This window comes from Pantoea sp. USHLN256, from assembly GCF_037149875.1.
In the GTDB taxonomy this organism is placed as follows: Bacteria; Pseudomonadota; Gammaproteobacteria; order Enterobacterales; family Enterobacteriaceae; genus Pantoea; species Pantoea nemavictus.
This window is the reverse complement of the sequence record NZ_JBBCQO010000002.1, coordinates 505,014-526,134: the sequence shown is the minus strand read 5'-3', so window position 1 is coordinate 526,134 and position 21,121 is coordinate 505,014. Positions and strand designations below refer to the sequence as shown.

Genomic DNA, 21,121 nt, shown 5'->3' with positions numbered 1-21,121 from the left:
TAAAAACATGACCCCGGTCATTACGCTGCTGAAAATTATAATTAAAGTATGCGTTTTATTTTTGCACGCTTTTTTATATTCAACTCAATCGCACGGGGTTAATTATGACCGTTATTCCTATTCAGCCAAAACGTCCGGAGGCATCCGCGCGTCCCTATTATCAGCAGGATAACGCCGCCGTATTTAAAGCAATAAATAGCTCTCCCGCGGGGTTGAGCAGCAGTGATGCGCAGCACAGGTTAGCGACCAACGGGCCTAACGTGCTGCCGCAAAAAGCCGAAAAGTCGCTGTTTATGCGTTTTGTCGCGCATTTCAAAGATGTATTGATCTACATCCTGCTGGCGGCGGCGGTGGTCACCGCCGTGATGGGCCACTGGGTCGATACCTTTGTCATTCTTGGCGTTGCCGTTATCAATGCCATGATCGGTTTCATCCAGGAAAATAATGCTGAGAAGTCGTTAAAAAGCATCCAGAACATGATGTCGAGCGATGCCATGGTGTTGCGTGACGGCCAGCAGATGACGCTCGCCACGCAGGATCTGGTGGTGGGCGATGTAGTGATGCTGCGTCCTGGAGACAAAATCCCGGCCGATTTACGCCTGTTTGAGGTGCACAATCTGCGCGTCGAAGAAGCGATTCTGACCGGCGAGTCAACGGTGGTGTCGAAGAACACGCTGGCACTTGAAGGCGAAAAGGGGCTTGGCGATCGCCTGAACCTGGCCTATTCCGGTACCACGGTCAGCTCGGGAACCGCGCTGGGTGTGGTTATCGCCACCGGCGGCGATACCGAGCTGGGCCACATCAATGCGATGATCTCCTCCATCGAAGAGGCGAAAACACCGCTGCTGGTGCAGATTGATAAGCTCGGTAAAGCCATCTTCGCCATCATCATGTTGATGATGGTGGCGCTGTTCGTGTTTGGTTATCTGCTGCGCGACATCGCCATCGCCGAGTTGCTGCTGTCGGTGATTAGCCTGGCGGTTGCGGCAGTTCCGGAAGGTTTACCGGCGATCATTTCGATTATTCTGTCGCTTGGCGTGCAATCCATGGCGCGTAATCACGCCATCATTCGTAAGCTGCCAACCGTAGAAACCCTCGGGGCGATGACGGTGATTTGCTCGGATAAAACCGGCACGCTGACCATGAACGAGATGACGGTAAAAGCGGTGGTGCTGGCGAATAGCCAGTGGCGCATCAGCGGTAACAGCTATGAACCCACAGGCGAGTTTACGCTTGAAGCCGGCGAGCACAATGATGCATTAATGCAGGGCTTTTTGCAGGTGGTGGATATCTGTAATGAAAGTCAGCTGCGGCAGGATGCCAATGGCAACTGGGGCATTGTCGGCGGGCCAACCGAAGGGGCGCTGAAAGTGCTGGCCGCCAAGGCGGGCATCCACAGTGACAAGGTACAGATCCTCAGCAAGCTGCCGTTTGACTCAGCCTATAAATACATGGCGGTGAGCTGCCTGATTGACGGCAAACCTTGCCTGCTGATGACCGGCGCGCCCGATGTGTTGCTGTCGCTGTGTCAGCAGCAGCAGGGCGCTGAAGAAGCGGAAGTCATTGATCGCCGCTATTGGGAAGCGGCAATTACCACCTACGCCAGCGAAGGATTGCGCACCGTCGCCGCCGCATGGCGCTGGCTACCGGAAGCGCAGCATCATATCGATCACGATGATTTACGTAACGGCATGAAGATGCTTGGCCTGGCGTGCATGATGGATCCGCCACGTCCGGAAGCGATTAGCGCCGTGCGTGATTGCCAGCAGGCGGGCATCCGCGTGAAGATGATCACCGGCGATCACCCGGAAACGGCGATGGCGATTGGGCAGATGCTGGGCATTGGCAACAGCGATGCCGCCATCACCGGTTATCAGCTGGAGCACATGGACGATGCCGCACTGGGCGTGGCGGCGCGTGAATATGACATCTTTGCGCGTACCAGTCCCGAGCATAAGTTGCGCCTGGTGAAAGCGCTGGCGAGCAGCGGTGAGATCGTCGGCATGACCGGTGATGGCGTCAATGATGCGCCTGCGCTGAAGCAGGCCAACGTCGGTATCGCCATGGGCATCAAAGGCACCGAAGTGACTAAAGAGGCGGCGGATATGATCCTCGCCGATGACAACTTCGCTACCATCGCCGCAGCGGTGAAAGAGGGGCGTCGCGTCTACGATAACCTGAAGAAAACCATTCTGTTTATCATGCCGACCAACCTCGCTCAGGGGTTGTTGATCATCATAGCGATTTTGATGGGTAACCTGCTGCCGCTGACGCCGGTACAGATTTTGTGGATGAATATGGCGACCTCGGCAACGCTGTCGTTTGGTCTGGCATTCGAACCGGCAGAGCGCAACATCATGCGTCGACCACCGCGCAATGCCCGCAGCCACGTGATGGATGGGTATGCGATCTGGCGCGTGATTTTCGTCGGCCTGCTGATCTCGATTAGCGCCTTTGTGCTCGAAGCCTGGCTCCAGCCGCGCGGCTACTCACCGGAATTCATCCGCACCGTGCTGCTGCAGATGCTGGTGACCGCGCAGTGGGCTTACATGTTGAACTGCCGCAACAGCGATGGATTCTCACTCGATGCCGGGCTACTGAAAAATCGCGGCATCTGGCTGGTAACCGTGGTGCTGATAGCGCTGCAGGCGATGATTATCTATGTTCCGCTGATGAACACCCTGTTCGGTACAGCACCGCTGCCGCTGAAGTACTGGCTGATTTCGCTGGCGGTCAGTGCTGGGATCTTCGTGCTGGTGGAGATAGAAAAACAGCTAACGCGCGGCTGGCGCGTAGCGCGTTGATAGATGTTGGCTGGCGGCATGCCAGCCAACACTTTTTTTTATCTCGCGCAAGCGGGTTCTTCACGCTGCATCACCAGACTGAGTGCAGCGGGTAGGACCGTCAGCGTCATCAGCGTTCCTGCCAGCAAACCTCCTATGATGGCGTAGGCCATCGGCCCCCAAAACACCTGTTGAGAAATCGGAATCATGCCGAGTATCGCGGCGCATGCGGTCAGGAGAATGGGGCGGGAACGATGCTCTGCCGCTTTGCTTACCGCTTCGTCATGCGTCATGCCCGCTCGTAGATTGCTATCGGCTTCCATGATCAGGATGACCGCGTTGCGGATAATCATGCCGGCTAGCGCAATCATACCCAGAAGGGCGACAAATCCCATTGGCGTGCCGCTGGGCAGCATTGCCAGAACAATACCCGGAAGTCCGAATGGTGCCATCGCTAGCGCCAGTAACATGCGCGAAACGCGTTGCAGTTGCACCATCAGCAGAATCAGCATGGTAAACAAGGTTACCGGCAAGACGGCCAACACCGAGCCGTTACCTTTATCCGATTCGGTCACCGTGCCCTCTTCATCAATAGAATATCCTGCCGCTAAACCCGCACGCAGCGGCTGGATACCTGCACTGAGTTGCGCGGAGGTGGCCTCCGCCGGCATGCCTGCAGCCACATCTGTTTGCACAACAATGTAAGGAAAACCCTGACGACGCCACATCACCGGGTCCTGCAATCCCCACTGCAGTGTCGCAACCTGACCGATGGCGATTTTTGCGCCCGCAGTTGTGGTCAATTTGAGCGTTGCGAGACTGCTGAGATCCAGCCGATCGGCATCGTCAGCGCGCAACACAACATCAATCAGTCGATTATGATCTCTGACGGTAGTGGCGATTTTGCCCGACCAAAGCGTATGTAACGTCTGTGCGATATCTTCGGAAGAGACGCCCGCTGCTCTGGCTGCCGTCTGGTTCACCGCGAAGGTGATCACGCGTTCAGGCTCGCCTGCCGTCTGGTTTACGCTGCGGGTCGCGCGAGATCGCCCAAGGATGCTGGCCAATTTCTCCGCATACTGTTTGACCTGATCGTAACTAGGACCGCTAACGCGATAGCGTATCGGCCAGCCAACCGGCGGACCCAGTTCCAGCGGTGATACACGCGTCACAACCTCGCCGAAATCGCGTGCCAGCAGGCGGTCAAGCTCGGCTTTCAAGCGATCTCTTGCCGCCAGGTTTTTAGCCACCACCACCAGTTGGGCGATGTTTTCATCGTCGTTCAGCACGTCCATCGGCAGATAAAAACGCACGGCGCCGCCTCCGCTGTAGGAGGAGAAATGGTCAATGTTCTGGTTGCCGCTGAGTTTCGCTTCGAGCTGTTCCACCACCCGTAACGTGCGCGCCTGGGATGCATTCGCGGGCAGCGTGAGGCTCACGAGCAGCTCTGGGCGATCGGAGGCGGGGAAAAATTCGCCCTGCATGTGGCCCATGCCCCAAATGGCAACGACCAGCGATGTGCCGGCCAGTCCGAGGGTAAATCCTCGATGGCGCAAAACCTGTGCAATCAGACGGCGATAGAGGCGCAGCGAGATACCGGGTTCGGCATGCGTCTTGCCACGACGAGACGACAGAATCCAGCTGCCGGTCAGCGGAGAGAACAGCACCGCGACGACCCAAGAGCTAAGCAGCGAGATTAGCACCACCACGAATAGCGAATAGCAATATTCCCCCGCGCCGGAAGCCGCGAAGCCGACGGGAATAAAGCCAGCAATCATCACCAGCGTACCGGTAAGCATCGGAAATGCGGTGGTTTCGAAGGCCACCGTGGCTGCGCGCCAGCGTGAATCACCGGCCTCGATTCGAGCGACCATGGTCTCCACTGCGATCATGGCGTCATCAACCAGTAAGCCCAGCGCGATGATCAGTGCGCCAAGGGAGATGCGTTGCAGTCCAATGCCCGCCAGCAACATGCCGCTAAAGGTCATTGCCAGCACCAGAGGAATTGCCGCTGCCACCACTAAACCGGCGCGCAGGCCGAGCGACACGAAAGAGACCGCCAGCACGATAATGATGGCCTCGCCAAGAACATGCACAAATCCACTGACGGCCTCGCTGACAACCCGCGACTGATCGGCTACTTTCGTCACCTCAATGCCGTGGGGCAGTTGGCTGGCTATCAGCGACATCTTTGCAGTGAGTGCATTGCCAAAATCCAGCATATTGCCGGTCGGCGCCATCGAGATCGCCAGTCCAATCGCCGGCTTGCCGTTGACGCGATAAAGCGGCGTGGGCGGTTCGGCCGGAAGACGTGAAAGCGTGACGATATCGGACAGTGGAATATAGCGATCGTTGATATGCAGCGTCACGGCACGCAGGCTCTGCTCGGAGCTGAACGCGCCGCTGACACGCAGCGAGATGTTATCGCCGTCGGTGCGGATGATGCCAGCGGGTGACAAGGCATTCTGCGCCTGCAGGGCGTCGGTGACCTGTTGCAGGCTCAGACCCATGCCCGCGAGCGAGCGGGGAGCAAAGCTCGCCACAATCTGCTCCTCCTGCACACCGAGCAGCGCAATTTTGCCGACGTCCGGCACGCTCATCAGCCGGTCGCGGATCGACTCAACCCGATCGCGCAGCTCACGCGCACTAAAACCTTCAGCGGTAAAACCGTAAATTGTGCCAAAGGTATCGTCAAAGTCGTCATTAACGGCGGGGGCCGTAACGCCTGCAGGCAGCGTGCGGGTGACATCCTGCATCTTCTTTCGCACCTGATACCAGATCTCCTGCACCCTGGCAGGTGGCGTGCTATCGCGCAGATTGACAAAAATTTCAGTTTTACCGGGATGCGTTTCACTCTGCACATAATCCAGATACGGCACTTCCTGCAGCTTTTTTTCCAGCGGTTCAGTCAGCAACTGAACCGTATCGTTGAGATCGGCGCCGGGCCACTGCGCGGAGACCACTGCGGTTTTGATGGTAAAGGCGGGATCTTCATTACGCGGCAGCGCCTGATAGCTGAGCACGCCAGCGCCAAGGATCATTAGCATCAAAAAGGCCATCAGCTGTTGGTGGGCCAGCGCCCAGGCGGAGAGATTGAATGGATGGCGGCCTGAATGTTCACTCATGGCTGCTCATCTCCGACCGCTACAGCTTCGCCATCACGTAATGTGCTGACGCCTGCCGTAACCACGTTTTCACCCGCAGTGAGCCCACTGGCGATATAAACGTCGTTCGCGGTAAAGCGGGAAATCACCACCGTACGGCGCTGTACCTTGCCGCGCTTAGCATCCAGCACAAACACCGCCGGCTTGCCAGCCAGACGGGTCAGCACGGATGCTGGCAGGATTAAGCTTCCTTCATCGCTCTCCGGCAGCGCAACGCTGACGCTGGCGCCCAACAGCATCGCTGCAGGAGGATCGTCTAGCGTTAATCGAATTCGCCAGGTACGCGTTAGCGCATCGGCCTGCGGGCTGATATCGCGCAGATGCGCCTGCGCGGTGATCGCAGGTGAAGAGAGAAGGGAAATGCAGAACTTGCCGCCGGAGAGCGACGAGAACTCTGCCGGAGAGGGCACGTCCAGCACCACATCCCGTCGCGCACCGCTTGCCAGGGAAATCACCGTTTGACCGGCGCTGACCACTTGTCCGGCCGACGCGCTGACGGCGGTAATCACGCCGCTAAAAGGGGCCGTGAGCTGCGTCCAGCTGAGATTTTCTTTTGCACTATTAAGTGCGGCTTCGCTACTTTGCAGGCGCGCTGCGGCGGTTTCCCAGTCGGATTGCGCGCTGTCCAGCTGCGCCCGCGCAATCGCACCGGAAGGCATCAACTGCTTCATGCGATGCAGATTCAACGCCGCTACACGTTGAGACGCCCGCGCACTCTCCATGTCGGCCATTGCGCTGCGTAATGCGTTGGCGGTGGTAGTGCTCTCCAGCGTTGCCAGAACCTTACCCGCCTCCACGCGGTCACCCACGTCGGCCGGTCGCGTTAACATTCGGCCATCAAGCCTGAAACTCAGCGATGTTTCGTCATGGGCGTGAATATCGCCGGTCATCTGCACCTGCCGATCCTGCGTGGCGGGCTTAACGGTGATGAATTTTACCGGACGGGGAGGCGCGGGGGATGAGGGTTCGCGTGGCCCGCAGGCCGTCAGTGATAAGGCGATAGCCATCATGCAGGGCAACAATGGCAGCAACGCGATCAGGCGTTGCGCATCAATAATATGTTCGGCGGCCTGTTTGACCAGGCCGGTGAAAGAGTCTGTCATGGCGCCACTCCGGGAAAGGATGTCGCGCCATTAAACCGGCTGACTGTCGAGATTCTTTGTACGGCGAGTCAAGATAGTGTCAAGAGCGGTCAAAAGGTTCCAGACTGACGTGCGGCAGAAAAATCACCAGGGTGAGACCGCCCTCTTCGGGCAGTGTGGCGCTGATGCTGCCGCCGTGCGCCACACAGATGGCGCGGGCGATCGACAGGCCCAGTCCGCTGCCGCCCAGGTGGCGTGCGCGTGAGGATTCGCCGCGCGTGAACCGCTCAAACATCTCCGGCAGAAACTCAGGCGCCACGCCGGGGCCATCATCTGTGAATTCAATACTGCATCCACCCGGCACCGAGCGGGCGGTAATCTGTAACTGGCCCGCCGGTTTGCCATAGCGCAGCGCGTTTTCAATCAACACGCTAAAAACCTGGCCCAACCTGAACGGATCGGCGCGGCAGGTGAGCGTACTTTCTGCTGCAACGCTGATGAGGGCGCCACTTGCCTCGGCTTGCGGGCGCGCCCAGGTTACACGCTCCCGCGCCAATTCAGCGGGATTAATGACGTGAAGATCCAGCTTGAGTTGCCCGGCATCGGCCAGCGACAGCAGGTGAAGCTCATCGATAAGTTGGCTCATATGGCGCAGCTGTTTCATGATCATCTCCAGCTGCTGCGGTTCGGGCTGAAATACGCCATCCAGCAGACCTTGTAATCGCCCAATGGCGGCCGTCAGCGGCGATCGTAACTCGTGTGCCAACGCCACATGCGAGGCGCGGAGTTCGCGATCGTACAGCGCCAGTTGCTGGCTCATGCGATTGAAGTCGTGCGCAAAGTGCAGCAGCTCCGCCGGGGCGCTTTTTACCAGGGTGGCGGATGAGCCAAATTGCCCTTCGGATACCCGATCAGCGGTTTTCTTCAGTTGGCTGAACTGCAGCGCCAGTGGACGCGCATAGCGCAGAACCATAAAGGCGACAAACGGCGTAATGATAAACATCAGGATGATCACCATCAGCCAGTCTGCGGCACCGACCGAAGGATCGGAGTAGCGCACGCCCCAGCGTTCATCAACAATCTGGTGGAAGCGCGGCAGATTGCTTTGCGGATGCGCACGCAGCGTCAGAAATTCCTGGCGCATTTCCGGCGGCATATGGTGGATGATCCACAGATTTTGCAGTGCGAAGCGCAGGAACATAATCCCGGCGACGGCAATCACCGTGACGATCGCCAGCGTCAAAATCCGCACGCAAATCCAACGCCAAAGCGTTTGAGGAGGTGACTTTTTCATGGTTGTCTGAACCGGTAACCCACGCCGCGCACGTTGAGCAATATCGCGGACAAACCCGCGTTTTCGAGCTTCTTGCGCAGATTATAAACGTGGGTATCAATCACCCTTTCCAGCGCTTCACTATCGGGCATGCAGGTTTCAATCAGATACTGACGGCTAAGCGCACGCACCGGTGCCCGCATCAGGGTAACCAGCAGGGAAAATTCTGTCGGAGTCAGCTCAACGTGGGTGGGCCGCTTGCCTGGGTGCGTGACCATTGCGGTCATTGCCGCCGTATTGACCTCAAGTGCCTGCCAGCGCAGCACCTCATCCTCAGCCATTGGCGCGCGGCTGCGGCGCAGCACGGCCTGCACGCGCGCAACCACTTCACCCGGATGATAAGGTTTAACCACATAGTCATCCGCGCCGTGGCGCAGTGCGCCGATTCTATCGGGCGTGTCCGCCATCGCGGTAATCATGATTACCGGTGTATCGCTGCGGCGTCTGACCGCTGACAGCACCTCTGTGCCGTTCATGCCGGGTAACATGATGTCGAGCAGAATAAGATCGGGCTTCCACATCTCAACGCGCTCAAGCCCGTGAAGGCCATTGCCAGCAATCTCAACGGTATAGCCTTCACGCAGCAGATAGGCTTCCAGCACGTCTGCCGCGTCTGCATCATCCTCAATAACCAATACTCGTCTGTTGTTCATGGCTCACCTTGACAGTTTCTTCATAAATCCCTGGCACTTTATTGACAATGCTTCGGGATACTCCGATCCGTGACGCAACGCCCGGGCAAGGGGCTAAAAACAGATGGGTAACTGAGGTGACACGATGATAACGAGAAAAAAGGCGCTGTACAGTGGCTGTTTGCTACTGGCCAGTTTCAGTGCCAGCACGCGCGCCGATGACAACGCATCGCAGGATGGTGTGATGATAGGAGTGGGCGCGCAGACCACGCCGCAATACAGCGGCGCGGATAAACAGCGCTGGCAAGCGGTGCCGATGTTGCAGGCCAGAAAGGGCGCACTCTTCTTCGATTCGCAAAAGGGCATTGGTTACGATCTGCAGAGCGACAGCGGCCTGTATCTGGAGCATACGTTGGGATATGGATTGGGCAGGGCGGACAAAGATTCAGGCTGGCGCGATGGCTCTGACAAACTACGTGGCATGGGCACTATCGATGCCACGCTGAATACCGGCATTGCGGTGGGTTGGGCGATCTCCCCGTGGCTGATTCTCGAAGCGAAAGCCGTGCTGCCGCTGACAGACAGTCAGGGCGTAAGTTATCGCACCTCATTCACCTTGATTCCGGTTCAAACCCGCGCGGATAGCCTGTCATTGCAAACCTCCGCTCTGTTTGGCGACGCGCGCTATCTGCAAACCTGGTATGGCGTCAATACGCGTCAAAGCGCAAACAGTGGTTACGCCACTTATGCACCATCAGTGGGATTTTATGGGGTAGAAACCGATCTGACATGGAGTCATCAGTTTACTCAGCACTGGGGCGGCGCGCTTAGCGCAGGCTATACGTGGCTAGACCATCGCGCGGCAGACAGCCCAATCGTGTTCAGCCATAACCAGCTAATCGGCACCGTTGCGGTGACGTACGCTTTTTAGGAACTCTGCGCGATGAATCCTGACAAAGGCGTACTGACATTGCTAATGGTCATTAGCCTATGCGCCGTGGTGCATCTGGTTATCTATCTTATCTACATCGCTTAAGACAGCGTAAAGAAGAAAACCGACACGCAGGGTAGCGGTGCCATTAATTGCATGATAAATCGCGTCGCTTTCCTGCGTGCCCCAGCCAATAAATCAGCTTAGTTAATTAATCTCTCTGAACGCTTTCAACCTGCCATGAGTTCCTATTGCTGCGCATATGTACGCCACAGGAACAGATCTCAATCCGTATCCAATGAGCTTTTGTTTATGCCTTAGTGATTGATTGTGCATATGTTCATCATCCACAACCCATGCTGAGAGCACGATCACACCTTGAGCGACGAAAACTACTTAGCAGGCTTATTGTGATGACGCTCACAATGAGCAGGCGAAAAATAAGCGATAAAATATAACAAATGAACAACACGCGTTCATTTGAGCAAGGCCAACATAACCTCTGACCTCACGCTAAAAGGTTCCTTAATGAAAAACCGATACAGCACAAAAGTGCTGGCGCTTTTCTGCGCCTTGTCATTTCTGATGTACGTCGATCGCGTCAACCTTTCGACGGCGGCAGGGCTGATCAAACAGGATCTGGGCCTCAACAACACCGACCTGGGACTGATTTTCTCCGCCTTTGCTTACACCTATTTAGTGTTCCAGATTATCGGCGGCTGGTTTGTGGACCGCTTCGGCGCCCGCAAAACCATCATCATTTGCGGCAGCATCTGGGTGGTGGCGACCATTTGTACCGGTTTTGCCGGCGGTTTCGCCTCACTGTTCCTGTCACGTATGCTGCTCGGCGTAGGCGAAGGAGCGGCCTTACCTTCGCAGGCGCGCGCGATGACCTTCTGGTTCTCCAGTGAAAAACGCGGCTTCGTGCAGGGCATCACCCACTCATTCTCCCGCTTCGGTAATGCCGTCACGCCATCGCTGGTCGCGCTGTTGGTGCTGATGCACTCCTGGCGCTTCTCCTTCATTGCATTAGGTGTCATCACCGCAGTTTGGCTGGGTTTCTGGATCGCCGGCTTCCGCGACAACCCGCACCACATCGCGGAGATGAGTGATGAGGAGCGCAAAATCCTGCCTAAACTCGACGCCTATATGACGGACAAAGTGAAAACGCCAACGCCGTGGAAAGCGCTGCTCAAGCGAATTGGGCCGACCATGGGCGTCTATTTCTGCTACGGCTGGACGGGCTGGCTGTTCTTCACCTGGCTGCCGACGTTCTTCATGAATGGTCGCGGCATGGATCTGAAATCGTCTGCACTGTTCACCTCGGCGGTGTTTCTCTCCGGCGTAGTGGGCAACACGGTAGGTGGGATTGTGAGTGACAAAATCCTGAAACGTACCGGCAATGTGGTCGCCGCGCGCCGTAACGTCATCATCTTTAGCTTCCTGAGCGCCGGTTTACTGCTGATTCCGGTGATCAGTTCTACCAACATGACGCTGATCACCGCCTGCCTTGGCCTGGCTTTCTTTTGCCTCGAACTGACCATCGGGCCCATCTGGGCGGTGCCGATGGAGATCACGCCTAAGTACGTCGGCGTGGCCAGCGGTTTGGTTAACGCCGGTTCAGCGGTAGCGGGCATCATTTCACCGATTCTGTTTGGCATCATCATTGATAGAACCGGCAACTGGAGCCTGCCGTTTTATGGCTCGGTGGTGCTGCTGATGGTCGGCATCGTGCTCACCTTCTTTATGCGTCCGGACATTCCGTTGTCCGAAGATGCACCTGCTCGCGGTGAAGTTCAGCCCGCAAACAATGCTTATCACTGAGGAAATCCTGATGAAAAAACCTTCTGTTGCACTGGTGCTGGGCGATCCAGCAGGTATTGGTCCGGAGTTGGTCGCCAAAGTGCTGGCGCAACCGGCAATGCGTGAGCTGGCTAACGTCATCATCATTGCCGATCGTCACGAGCTGGAAAAAGGCATGACCATAGCCGGACAACGTTTTGACTATGAGGAGATCACCGCTAGCGCAGACATTCACTTCACGCCGGGCAAACCGTTACTGCTCAATCATGACTGGTCAAAGCGCACGCCTTTTGCCTACGGCAATGCCAGCGAACAGAGCGGCGTGTATATTCTGGAAACGCTGGCGCGCGCGGTGGAATTAACCCAGCAGGGCATCACCCAGGGCGTCTGTTTTGCACCGCTCAATAAGCAAGCGATGCACATGGGTGGACTGCAGCATCGTGACGAGTTGCACTGGTTCGCTGAACTGCTGAAATGGGACCATTTCTGCTGTGAGGTGAACGTAGTGGATAACCTCTGGGCCGGTCGCGCAACCTCGCACATTCCGTTCCGCGACATTGTGCCGAACCTCAGCGTTGAGGGCATCGTCGATACCATTGCGCTGATGGATCGCACGCTGCGCCAGGCGGGAATCGCTCAGCCAAAAATCGCGGTACAGGCGCTTAATCCCCACGGTGGGGAGAACGGCCTGTTTGGTGATGAAGAGCAAACCATTATTAAACCGGCGATGGCTAAAGCTAAACAGCAAGGCATTGATGTTTATGGCCCTTATCCGGCAGATACCACCTACAAAGCGGTGGAGACACAGCAGCTGGATGCAGTGGTCTCGATGTACCACGACCAGTTTGCCACGGCGCTAAAAATGCTGGGCTTCGAGCGCGGCATTACCGTACAGGGCGGACTGCCGATCCCCATTGCTACCGCCAACCACGGCACCGCCTACAACCTTTATGGGCAAAATCTGGCCACGCCATCGGCGTTTGAGAACGCTTTCCGCCTGCTGGTGCGTATGGCATCCAGCGCCGCTTAAGGCGGCTGTTCTGCGACAAAGCGCTGCGCGATTCTCGCCCGGCGCTGTCGAGGATCGCAACCCCACTCAAGGAGAACCTTCGCTATGTCCCATCCGCTTAAACTTGGCGTTAACACCTCAATATTCGATGGGCACGATATGGACCTCGCTTTCGGCATCATCCGTGAGCTTGGTTATGACTACGTTGAGTTGGCCTATAACCAGGGATATGTCGGCGATCTGGATGACAGCCTTTTTAGCCAGCAGAATGCGCAACGCATACGCTCGCTGCTGGACAAACATCAGCTGAAAACGTTGGCGCTAGGCTGCACCTTTAACCTCGCACGACCGGAGGCGGTCGGCTACCTGCAAACGCGCATTGGCTTCGCCGAAGAAATCGGCGTCAAACTGCTTAACGCCTGTACGGCAAAGCGCGAGGATTACGCTGCGCTGGTGAATAATCTGCGTCAGATTGCGCCGCAGCTGGAACAGGCTGGCTGCTGTTTACTGATCGAAAATGGCGGTGATAACAATTACGATGCGTTTGCCCTGGCGGCAGAGGGAGAACAGCTGTTACACGAGGTAGGCAGTACGGCGCTGGCGTTTAACGGTGACGCCGGCAATATGGTGTCGCTGCGACCGCAGGCGGATGCGATACAGCAGATGATGAAGCTGTTACCACAGATGCGTCATTGTCATATCAAGGATGTGGTGAAGCAGGGCAGTGAGTTTCATTTCCCGGCCATTGGTCAAGGGCTGCTGGATTACAAACCGCTGCTAAAGGAGCTGGTTAAGCGTGACATTCCCTGCACGCTGGAAATCCCGCTTCGTATGCATCGGCTGGCGGACAGCACGCCGCAACGCAGCGCCGCGCCGGTCGCGCTGGAACGCATTGTTCAGGTACTAAGTGAGAGTAAAAAATTTATCGAGGATGTGGCGGGTTAAGCCAAAAAAAATCCGCCCGCCAGGCAAGATAACTTGTACTAGCGGGCGGAATTGAGCGAGCGACTTATTTCTTAGGAATCTCAGAGATTTCTTTCACATCACTCTTATTCATTTGCTGCTTCACACCATTGGCGTCGACGTAACCCAGCAGGCCAGTTTCAGCATCCTGCGGTTTGCCATCGGTCACAATGGTTCGGCCATCATTGGTATGAATCGCGTAGGATGTACGTGTACAGCCGGTCAGGGCGGACAGGGCAATCACTGCAGAAATAGAAAGCAAAATTGTTTTTTTCATTAGTAGTCTCTCCAGGCTAGTAAAAGGATATTAATTATCCAGTTCGCTCATGTTGGTAATCTTGTCGCGATTGATCTGCTCAGTTTTACCGGTTTGCGCATCTTTGTAAGAAACAAGGCCGGTGTCACTGTCGATTTGTGGCTTGCCCGACGTCACGATGGTGCGTCCGTCGGTAGTCTTAATCGCCTGGTTTGATGAGCAGGCAGTTAACGTCATTGCCATAAAGGTGCCAAGAAATGCGGTTGCCAATACTGTTTTTTTCATCGTGATGAGTTCCTTTCAGTGGAATAAGTTTTAACTACCTAAATAGCTTAGAACATTTTCCCAAAACAGCCAGAAACCAGGGGCAGATGAGCTGATTATTCCTGCTCAAGTAGCAAGATCTGAATGATGTAGTTCTCCACCTTGCTAAGCCAATGAGACTTGATGCTCACCAATAGTCGGGTTTAACCGCAGGTTTTTTATGCGTCGCTACCCGAACAGGAAACTGACATGCATCCAGCTCTTCATTGGTGATTGTTCTGCGTATCCAGTGGCTATGATTCTGCAGTGAACCTGGTACACCACGTACATTACCCTGGCGGTGCGGCAAAATTATCCCGATACGAACTGCAGGAAAATCTTCGCGAATAGCCTTGAGCGCTGGTGTCATGTCGGTACCAGCCGAAACTAACACCAGCTGGGCAATCCTCTCTTCGGGTGGCAGCCTCTGCTGTTTTGCAACCAAACGATACATGCTGATGGCAATATTCACGTCGGTTTCTTTTTCTTCAAGTTCCCAGATATCCACCTTATCCAGACGTGTTGCCGGCACGCTTTTACTGATGAAACGCGGAGCCCGAGCGTGCTCAAGTCGATGACGTCCGGTAAATATATTTATTCCGGTCGTTTTCAGCGCGCGAATATAAGTATCCTGAGCGTGTCGTGATTCAATGCCGCGTGTGGCGAGATGGGGAATAACCGAGGAGGTATAATAGTTTACTCGTTCAATTATTACGGACGGATCTTGTACCCGACATATATATGAAAGCAGTAATGACAAGTTGAGCCATTTATAGGGCGTGCCTGCAAGCAGTCCATAAAATACATTGTATCCGTCGATAAATACTGCTGTACGCACTCTTATCCATCCTTTAGATACGAAAAAACCGGCTTGAGCCGGTTTTTTCACCCTAACGGCCAGTGAACTGAATCGCTGCGTACAGGGTTGAGTTGTGGGGCTAAGTTATCAGCATTACTGGCTAAACTCAAGTTGCGCAAAGTAAAAGTTAACCCATCAAGATTATTAGTTCAGGCGTTACTTTCGCTTCCAGTAATATTGCAGCAGTATTTATTGTTGAAATGCCTGGTTATATGCTAATGGTCTTACTTCAGATTAACGGTTTTTCTAATAAAAGGTAATGAATGTAGATGATATTTAAAAATAGCCGTTAACCTGAATGATTAATTTAAATAACTACCTCAGCTGACTATCCTTACTTCCGCGGCGGTTATAACCGCTAATTGCTGCCTGTTTTTTATCGATCTTGCTCTGACAATTCACGCAGTAACGCACGCCCGCTAACGCAGCGCGACGCGCTTCTGGAATAGGCTCGCCGCACTCATCACAAAACTCGGCGCTTTCACCGTGACCAATATTCTTGCGTGCACGGGCCACCGCATCATCCACCGTGGCATCAATTTGTTTGTGCACCGCACCATCTTCAGACCAGCCGCCCGCCATACGTCACCTCCGGTAAAAATACTTAACAAAAGTATAAGGCAAGCCAGGATTTATGCCGGGCCGGCAGGCGTGACTGCTTAAATCAGCCGCACTTTTAACACAGTTGACACATCATCCGCCGCCATCCTAGACTGCGGTCTGTTCCAAGGGGTGCCCGGTTAGCGGGCTGAGATTCTACCGGCTGGCGTTGATGCGCTGGAACGTAGTGACCCTCCGAACCTGATCCGGCTAATACCGGCGTAGGGATGCGGAACCACAGGGCTTGCACGCCCTGATTCCATCTTTGTGCTTTGTAGCGGACAGTTCGCACTCTTCAGGCCTAGCCTGGGAGATTTTGCACAATCGCAAAGGTGGCTACGAACATGACCGAATCGGCAATTATCCAGGCGCTGCTCACATTCCTACAGCGTGAGGATGCTTCAGACGATGATTTCAACCAGCTGGCGCTTGAAATCTTCGCTTATCAATTCCAGCATAATCAGCCTTATCGCCGCTTCGCGACTCAGCGCGGACGTACACCGTTCACCGTAAAGCACTGGCGCAACATTCCCGCTATTCCCATCTCCGCCTTTAAAGATCTGACGCTCAGCTGTCGTCCAACGGACGATATCGAAGCGATCTTTATGACCAGCGGCACCACCGGCACGGTAAAAGGACGCAGTTATCATCCAACGCTCGACGTGTGGAAGAGCTCGATGCGGCTGAACTTCCGCCGCCGCTTCATGGCGGGCATGGATCGTGTTCGCATGGGTATTTTGTTCCCGAATAACGTGGTGATGCCGAACTCATCGCTGGCGACCTATCTTGACTTGGCGCTGCAGGAGTTTGGCACGCCCGGCAGTGAAGTGATGGTGGATGAGCACGGGCTCGACGTAGCGCGCATTTTCACCGCCCTGCAGCAGGCTGAAGCCAGCGGCGAGCCTTATGCGCTGCTGGGCGCCAGCTACAGTTTTGTCCACCTGCTGGATGAGATGCAGCGCCAGCAGCGCTGTTTCTCGCTGCCTGCAGGCAGCCGCATTCTCGATACCGGCGGCTTTAAAGGTCAGTCGCGCGAAATGGAACCCGCAGAATTTTACGCTGCGATCTCCGCCGCCTTCGGTATCCCGCGCTCGCACTGCATCAACATGTACGGCATGACGGAAATCAGCACGCAGTTCTATGACGAGGGCAATGAAAACTGTCCGCCGGTCAAATCCGGGCCGCACTGGGTGCGCACCCGCGTGGTCAATCCGCTGACCGGCGAGGATCTGCCTGCAGGTGAAATTGGCGTGCTAGTGCATCACGATCTGGCACATTTCAACTCGGTTTCTGCCCTGTTGACGGAAGATGCCGGCAGGATGGTACCGGGCGGATTCCATTTGTTAGGGCGTGTGACCGGCGCCGATGCAAAAGGCTGTTCGCTGACCATGGAAGCGTTTCTGGCCGCCGCGCAGGTGCAGGCGTGAGAGAGTTTGCCGGACATCTGCCTGGTCTTTCCGCTGATGAGGTGCAGTGGCGTACGCTGAGTTTTAGCCAGCACGGCGAAAGTCTTGAGGTGTGTGTTCCGCAGCTCAACGATCAACAGATCACGGCGCTGTCAGCTCGAATTCGTGCTAATGCTCGCGCCTATCTCAGCCAGCTCAGCGTCGCGCAAATCATCGCGATTATTGATGAAGCGGTGGCGCGGCTGCTGGATCGCACCCATCCGCTGCGCATCAAAGCCGAAAAGCTGCTGCCGATGGTCACCGGTTACGATGCCGAGATGGTGCGCCTCGGCTTAACCGGCTATCTCAAAACCTTCCGCGAACCGCAGCTCAAACGCTTTCTGGCTGAGGATTTTGCCGATGCGCAGATGCTGGATGCGTTTCAGCCACGGCCTAATGGCGGCTTTGCGCGCGCATTTGGTCCGCAGCTGCTGCTGCATATCTGGGCTGGCAATGTGCCGGGCTTACCGCTGTGGAGTTTGATCTGCGGTTTGCTGGTGAAGGCCGGCACTATCGGCAAACTGCCCGGGAATGAGCCGCTGATGGCGAGCTGGTTCGCCCAACTACTGGCAGAAATCGACCCTAAACTGGGCGCATGCCTGGCGGTGGTGTGGTGGAAAGGGGGCGATGCTGAAACTGAGCCGACCTGGCTACGTCAGCCCGACGTAGTGGTTGCCTATGGCGGCAATCAAACGCTCGCCGCGATTCAGCAGCGTCTGCCGGTCACCACGCGGTTTCTGCCGCACGGGCACAAAATCAGTTTTGGTTTGGTGGCACGTTCGGCGCTCAATGCCCGCCAGGGCGCGGATCTGGCACGTCGCGTGGCGTATGACGTGATGCGTTACGACCAGGCCGGATGTTACTCGCCGCAGATGCTGTTTGTGGAGCGCGGCGGCAAGATTTCACCCGATGAGTTTGCGGCTTACGTCGCGCATGAGCTGGCCGCGTTGGAACATAAACATCCGCGTCGTGCGCTGGCGATCGAAGAGATCAACAGCATCGCGGCGTGGCGCAATGGTGAAGAACTGCGCGCGCTGGCGGGCGATCGCACCTTATACGGCGCGCCTGCCGACAGCTGGGCGGTGGTGTGCGTCGCCCAGGCTGCAGCGCTGGCTCCCTCCGCGCTGGGAAGAACGTTGAAAGTGGTGCCGGTTGATGTGCTGGATGATGCGATTGGTTTGATAGCGCCGCAGCGCGACTTTCTGCAGACGACAGGCGTTGCCGCCACGCCGCAGGAGTTGTTCCGCCTTGCCGCGCTATTAGGGCAGGTTGGCGTGACCCGCATTACCGCGTTCGGCCAGATGACGTCGCCGCAGGCGGGCTGGCACCACGATGGGCGTTTTAGCTTGCTTGATCTGGTGCGCATTACGGAAATCGAGCAGGGTGCCGAAGCCGCTGCCGATGGGTTCGCGCCTTACGCGGAATGATGTGGTCGCCATGAATGGCGGCCCTACGACGGGATGGTGCGATTCTGTAGGGTGCACATACATGCGCAACAGGCAAAATCACTCAAGATATTTTATAGGAGCCAGGATGAAATTCTCCAACCGTACGGTTTTGGTCACCGGCGCCAGCCGCGGTATCGGTGCCGCGATTGCCAAAGCCTTCGCCGCTGAAGGGGCATTGGTGGTGGTCAACTATCTGCGCAATGCAGCGGCGGCGGAAGGCGTGGTCGAGGCGTGCCGCGCGCTCGGCGGTGACGCGCTAGCGATCGCTGCGGATGTCACCTCAGAGCAGCAGGTCAATGCGATGATGGAGCAGATCGTTAACGCCACCGGCCGACTCGATGCGGTGATCAACAATGCTTTCGCTCCTTACGTTTTCGACACGGACAACCGCCAGCGTTTCTGGGAAACGCCATGGTCAGCTTACCAGACGCAGTTCGACGGCGCGGTGCAAGCCGCCTACAACGTGTGCCAGGCGGCGTTGCCCTTAATGCGCACGCAGGTGCGTGGCAGCATCGTCAATATCGTCACCGATCTGGTGGCGCGTCCCTCCGTGCCTTATCACGACTACATTACGGCGAAAGCGGGGCTGATCGGTTTTAGCCGCGCGCTCGCGACAGAGCTGGGTCCGCTGGGCATTCGCGTCAACTGTGTGGCACCGGGACTGGTTTATCCCACCGATGCCAGCCAGGCAACACGCGAAGAGGTGCGCGAATTCCTGACGACACAAACGCCGCTGCGCCGCATCGCGCGCCCGGAAGATATCACCGGGCCGGTGCTGTTTCTGGCATCAGACTGGAGCGAGTTTGTCACCGGGCAGACGCTGCATGTTGATGGTGGTTTGGTGATGAGCTGACTTTTGTAGGGGCGATATTCATGGCGACCGGTTTTCCTGGTGCGCATAAATGCGCACCTTACGGAATCAGAGCCGCCATTGGTGATGACCAGGAGGGTTATTACTGCGTAATCAAATAACTATCCAACCTAATCAACGCAATAACATACTTCGGCAACGCCTCCAGCAACGACGGCAGATGAATGGTCTCATCCGCGCCATGCGGCAAACCGTGGCCTGCCGGTAAAAAATCAGGCGTGTTTGCGGCGGTTTTACGGTAGCCGGGTCCAAAGGTAATCGCATTCGGCAGCTTCTTCGAATGGGTCACGCCGCCCATGGCATAAGGGCTATCGTTTCTGCCGGTGGTGTCATTCCACACCTGCTGCAACAGCGATATCACCGGATGCGATGCGGGCAGGAAGAAAGGTGCCACATCGCGCCAGTTTGGCTGCAAGGTAATCGCTGTGGCGGCAAGTTGCTGCTGCAGAATCTCCACTATCTGTTCGCCGCGCCATGAAACCGGATAGCGAATATCACCATCAATACTCAAGGTATCGGCTTGATGGCTGTACCACACGCCCGCGTTCAGCGTCAGTTTGCCGGACTCCGCATCTTCCAGCCCCAATCCGGCGCCGACACCATAAGGCGAAGCGAACAGCTGCACTAACGTTTCGGCCAGCTGACGTTGATGATCGTCCAACAGCTCCAGCTCGATCAGCGCGGCGAGCAGCACCTGGGTAGCATTCAGCGTGCCATCGGGGAAGGCAGCATGGCCGCCGTTGCCGCGCGCCTCCAGCGTGAAACACCCATTCTGTTGCGGCTTGATCGCAACATAGCTCGCGGCAAGACCCTGCAGCCGCGCCAGCTTTTCGCCCACCGTATCAAGATCGGCATTTGCAATGTCCACGCTGGCAAAATCCGGCACGCTGTTACTGGCGGAACCGGCGACGATGCCTGCCAGCAGGCCAGCATTCGGCACCGCGAGGGTAAACGACAACTGTCCTTTTTGCGCATTGTTCACCGGAAACATGCCATCGGTGACAATCGAATAATCCGGAACCGGACCGTGCTGCGCGAACCACGCCATATCGGCCATATTGGTCTCTTCCGCCAGGCCATAAACGATGCGCAGATTGTGGTGCAGCGGGATGTTGAGATCGCGTATCAGCTTTAACAGATAGAAGTTCAGCACGCCGGGACCTTTGTTATCGGCCACCCCGCGCCCAATGACAAAATCGCCGTGTTGTGTCAGCGCGAAGGGCGGATAGGTCCAGTTATCGCCCGCTGGCACCACATCAAGATGGTTAATCAGCCCGATATCACGCGCGTGCTCACCATGAATCACCGAACCGGCAAACCCCTGGTGACGCTCAGTTTGAAAACCGGCCTGCTCGGCCTGAGTCAAAACTTTCTGCAAAATTTCTGCACACTCGGCACCAAAAGGCGCGCCAGGCGCAGCGCGATCGGCGCGGCTAATGCTGGGGATGGCAATCCATTCCGCTAAATCAGCGGTTAATGCGGCACGATTGGCGGCGATCCATTGCTGCATTTGCGGCAACAGCGCGCTTTCCTGAGGTGATAACGACGCGGACATGAGGGTTCTCCTTAAATTTATGCACAACATAAAACATTCCACCGCGCGGGCTTAGACGCATTTGCGCGAAACATTGCCAGCGCG

At 56.2% G+C, this 21,121-nt stretch carries 17 protein-coding genes and 1 riboswitch; of the genes, 8 read left to right on the top strand and 9 right to left on the bottom strand.

Going from position 1 to position 21,121, the window contains the following annotated elements:
• The first annotated feature begins 104 nt into the window (after positions 1–104).
• Positions 105–2,804 carry a cation-transporting P-type ATPase gene (locus WFL93_RS07335; RefSeq protein ID WP_336777700.1) on the top strand — a complete coding sequence of 900 codons (2,700 nt, stop codon included), beginning with the start codon at positions 105–107 and terminating at the stop codon, positions 2,802–2,804.
• 38 nt (positions 2,805–2,842) lie between these two features.
• Here the strand turns inward: WFL93_RS07335 and WFL93_RS07330 are convergent, their stop codons facing one another.
• The 4 genes from WFL93_RS07330 to WFL93_RS07315 form a co-directional block, all read right to left on the bottom strand.
• Positions 2,843–5,908, bottom strand: coding sequence for an efflux RND transporter permease subunit (locus tag WFL93_RS07330; RefSeq protein ID WP_336777699.1), 3,066 nt, complete (start codon positions 5,906–5,908; stop codon positions 2,843–2,845).
• Entirely contained in the window at positions 5,905–7,050 is a 1,146-nt protein-coding gene (locus WFL93_RS07325) for an efflux RND transporter periplasmic adaptor subunit (protein WP_336777698.1), read from the bottom strand. Before WFL93_RS07325 ends, WFL93_RS07330 begins: the two co-directional genes overlap by 4 nt.
• Before the next feature lie 79 nt (positions 7,051–7,129).
• Positions 7,130–8,323, bottom strand: coding sequence for a sensor histidine kinase (locus WFL93_RS07320; protein ID WP_336777697.1), 1,194 nt, complete (start codon positions 8,321–8,323; stop codon positions 7,130–7,132).
• Entirely contained in the window at positions 8,320–9,015 is a 696-nt protein-coding gene (locus tag WFL93_RS07315) for a response regulator transcription factor (RefSeq protein ID WP_336777696.1), read from the bottom strand. Before WFL93_RS07315 ends, WFL93_RS07320 begins: the two co-directional genes overlap by 4 nt.
• A 124-nt stretch (positions 9,016–9,139) precedes the next feature.
• Between WFL93_RS07315 and WFL93_RS07310 the strand changes: the two genes are divergently transcribed.
• The 4 genes from WFL93_RS07310 (at position 9,140) to WFL93_RS07295 (ending at position 13,682) form a co-directional block, all read left to right on the top strand.
• Positions 9,140–9,925, top strand: a complete 786-nt coding sequence (locus WFL93_RS07310; RefSeq protein WP_336777695.1) for a MipA/OmpV family protein — start codon at positions 9,140–9,142, stop codon at positions 9,923–9,925.
• Between the two features lie 528 nt (positions 9,926–10,453).
• Entirely contained in the window at positions 10,454–11,749 is a 1,296-nt protein-coding gene (locus WFL93_RS07305) for an MFS transporter (protein ID WP_007885903.1), read from the top strand.
• A 10-nt stretch (positions 11,750–11,759) separates the two neighbouring features.
• The gene (locus tag WFL93_RS07300; RefSeq protein ID WP_180824013.1) at positions 11,760–12,758 is read left to right on the top strand and encodes a 4-hydroxythreonine-4-phosphate dehydrogenase PdxA; all 999 of its coding nucleotides are present in this window, start codon (positions 11,760–11,762) and stop codon (positions 12,756–12,758) included.
• 84 nt (positions 12,759–12,842) lie between these two features.
• Positions 12,843–13,682, top strand: coding sequence for a sugar phosphate isomerase/epimerase family protein (locus tag WFL93_RS07295; protein WP_336777694.1), 840 nt, complete (start codon positions 12,843–12,845; stop codon positions 13,680–13,682).
• A gap of 64 nt (positions 13,683–13,746) precedes the next feature.
• Here WFL93_RS07295 and WFL93_RS07290 read toward each other — a convergent pair whose 3' ends face one another.
• From WFL93_RS07290 to WFL93_RS07275, 4 genes are all read right to left on the bottom strand, one after another.
• Positions 13,747–13,977 (bottom strand): YgdI/YgdR family lipoprotein, encoded by a 231-nt coding sequence (locus WFL93_RS07290; protein ID WP_007885911.1) that lies wholly within the window; start codon positions 13,975–13,977, stop codon positions 13,747–13,749.
• Between the two features lie 30 nt (positions 13,978–14,007).
• A complete protein-coding gene (locus tag WFL93_RS07285; protein WP_007885913.1) occupies positions 14,008–14,241 on the bottom strand; it encodes a YgdI/YgdR family lipoprotein in 234 nt (77 codons plus the stop codon).
• 166 nt (positions 14,242–14,407) lie between these two features.
• The gene (locus WFL93_RS07280; protein ID WP_336777693.1) at positions 14,408–15,148 is read right to left on the bottom strand and encodes an NYN domain-containing protein; all 741 of its coding nucleotides are present in this window, start codon (positions 15,146–15,148) and stop codon (positions 14,408–14,410) included.
• Positions 15,149–15,433: 285 nt separating this feature from the next.
• Positions 15,434–15,700: a DksA/TraR family C4-type zinc finger protein gene (locus tag WFL93_RS07275; protein ID WP_336777692.1), complete on the bottom strand. Its 267-nt coding sequence runs from the start codon at positions 15,698–15,700 to the stop codon at positions 15,434–15,436.
• A gap of 136 nt (positions 15,701–15,836) precedes the next feature.
• Positions 15,837–15,963, top strand: a riboswitch (TPP riboswitch).
• Between the two features lie 99 nt (positions 15,964–16,062).
• Here WFL93_RS07275 and WFL93_RS07270 point away from each other — a divergent pair.
• The 3 genes from WFL93_RS07270 to WFL93_RS07260 all read left to right on the top strand — a co-directional run bounded on the left by WFL93_RS07270 (position 16,063) and on the right by WFL93_RS07260 (position 19,464).
• Positions 16,063–17,145 carry a LuxE/PaaK family acyltransferase gene (locus WFL93_RS07270; RefSeq protein ID WP_336777691.1) on the top strand — a complete coding sequence of 361 codons (1,083 nt, stop codon included), beginning with the start codon at positions 16,063–16,065 and terminating at the stop codon, positions 17,143–17,145.
• The gene (locus WFL93_RS07265; protein WP_336777690.1) at positions 17,142–18,590 is read left to right on the top strand and encodes an acyl-CoA reductase; all 1,449 of its coding nucleotides are present in this window, start codon (positions 17,142–17,144) and stop codon (positions 18,588–18,590) included. The genes WFL93_RS07270 and WFL93_RS07265 overlap by 4 nt, the downstream gene beginning before the upstream one ends.
• A gap of 106 nt (positions 18,591–18,696) precedes the next feature.
• Complete coding sequence (locus WFL93_RS07260; RefSeq protein ID WP_336777689.1) at positions 18,697–19,464, top strand: 3-oxoacyl-ACP reductase; 768 nt, start codon at positions 18,697–18,699, stop codon at positions 19,462–19,464.
• 100 nt (positions 19,465–19,564) lie between these two features.
• Here WFL93_RS07260 and WFL93_RS07255 read toward each other — a convergent pair whose 3' ends face one another.
• Entirely contained in the window at positions 19,565–21,037 is a 1,473-nt protein-coding gene (locus tag WFL93_RS07255; RefSeq protein WP_336777688.1) for a Sapep family Mn(2+)-dependent dipeptidase, read from the bottom strand.
• Positions 21,038–21,121: the final 84 nt, after the last annotated feature.

Excerpts from the sequence above, each read along its gene's own strand:
- WFL93_RS07305 (WP_007885903.1), top strand. The coding sequence starts at position 10,454 with ATGAAAAACCGATACAGCACAAAAGTGCTGGCGCTTTTCTGCGCCTTG.
- WFL93_RS07290 (WP_007885911.1), bottom strand. The coding sequence starts at position 13,977 with ATGAAAAAAACAATTTTGCTTTCTATTTCTGCAGTGATTGCCCTGTCC.
- WFL93_RS07300 (WP_180824013.1), top strand. The coding sequence starts at position 11,760 with ATGAAAAAACCTTCTGTTGCACTGGTGCTGGGCGATCCAGCAGGTATT.
- WFL93_RS07335 (WP_336777700.1), top strand. The coding sequence starts at position 105 with ATGACCGTTATTCCTATTCAGCCAAAACGTCCGGAGGCATCCGCGCGT.
- WFL93_RS07260 (WP_336777689.1), top strand. The coding sequence starts at position 18,697 with ATGAAATTCTCCAACCGTACGGTTTTGGTCACCGGCGCCAGCCGCGGT.
- WFL93_RS07315 (WP_336777696.1), bottom strand. The coding sequence starts at position 9,015 with ATGAACAACAGACGAGTATTGGTTATTGAGGATGATGCAGACGCGGCA.
- WFL93_RS07295 (WP_336777694.1), top strand. The coding sequence starts at position 12,843 with ATGTCCCATCCGCTTAAACTTGGCGTTAACACCTCAATATTCGATGGG.
- WFL93_RS07255 (WP_336777688.1), bottom strand. The coding sequence starts at position 21,037 with ATGTCCGCGTCGTTATCACCTCAGGAAAGCGCGCTGTTGCCGCAAATG.
- WFL93_RS07270 (WP_336777691.1), top strand. The coding sequence starts at position 16,063 with ATGACCGAATCGGCAATTATCCAGGCGCTGCTCACATTCCTACAGCGT.
- WFL93_RS07310 (WP_336777695.1), top strand. The coding sequence starts at position 9,140 with ATGATAACGAGAAAAAAGGCGCTGTACAGTGGCTGTTTGCTACTGGCC.
- WFL93_RS07320 (WP_336777697.1), bottom strand. The coding sequence starts at position 8,323 with ATGAAAAAGTCACCTCCTCAAACGCTTTGGCGTTGGATTTGCGTGCGG.
- WFL93_RS07285 (WP_007885913.1), bottom strand. The coding sequence starts at position 14,241 with ATGAAAAAAACAGTATTGGCAACCGCATTTCTTGGCACCTTTATGGCA.
- WFL93_RS07330 (WP_336777699.1), bottom strand. The coding sequence starts at position 5,908 with ATGAGTGAACATTCAGGCCGCCATCCATTCAATCTCTCCGCCTGGGCG.
- WFL93_RS07275 (WP_336777692.1), bottom strand. The coding sequence starts at position 15,700 with ATGGCGGGCGGCTGGTCTGAAGATGGTGCGGTGCACAAACAAATTGAT.
- WFL93_RS07325 (WP_336777698.1), bottom strand. The coding sequence starts at position 7,050 with ATGACAGACTCTTTCACCGGCCTGGTCAAACAGGCCGCCGAACATATT.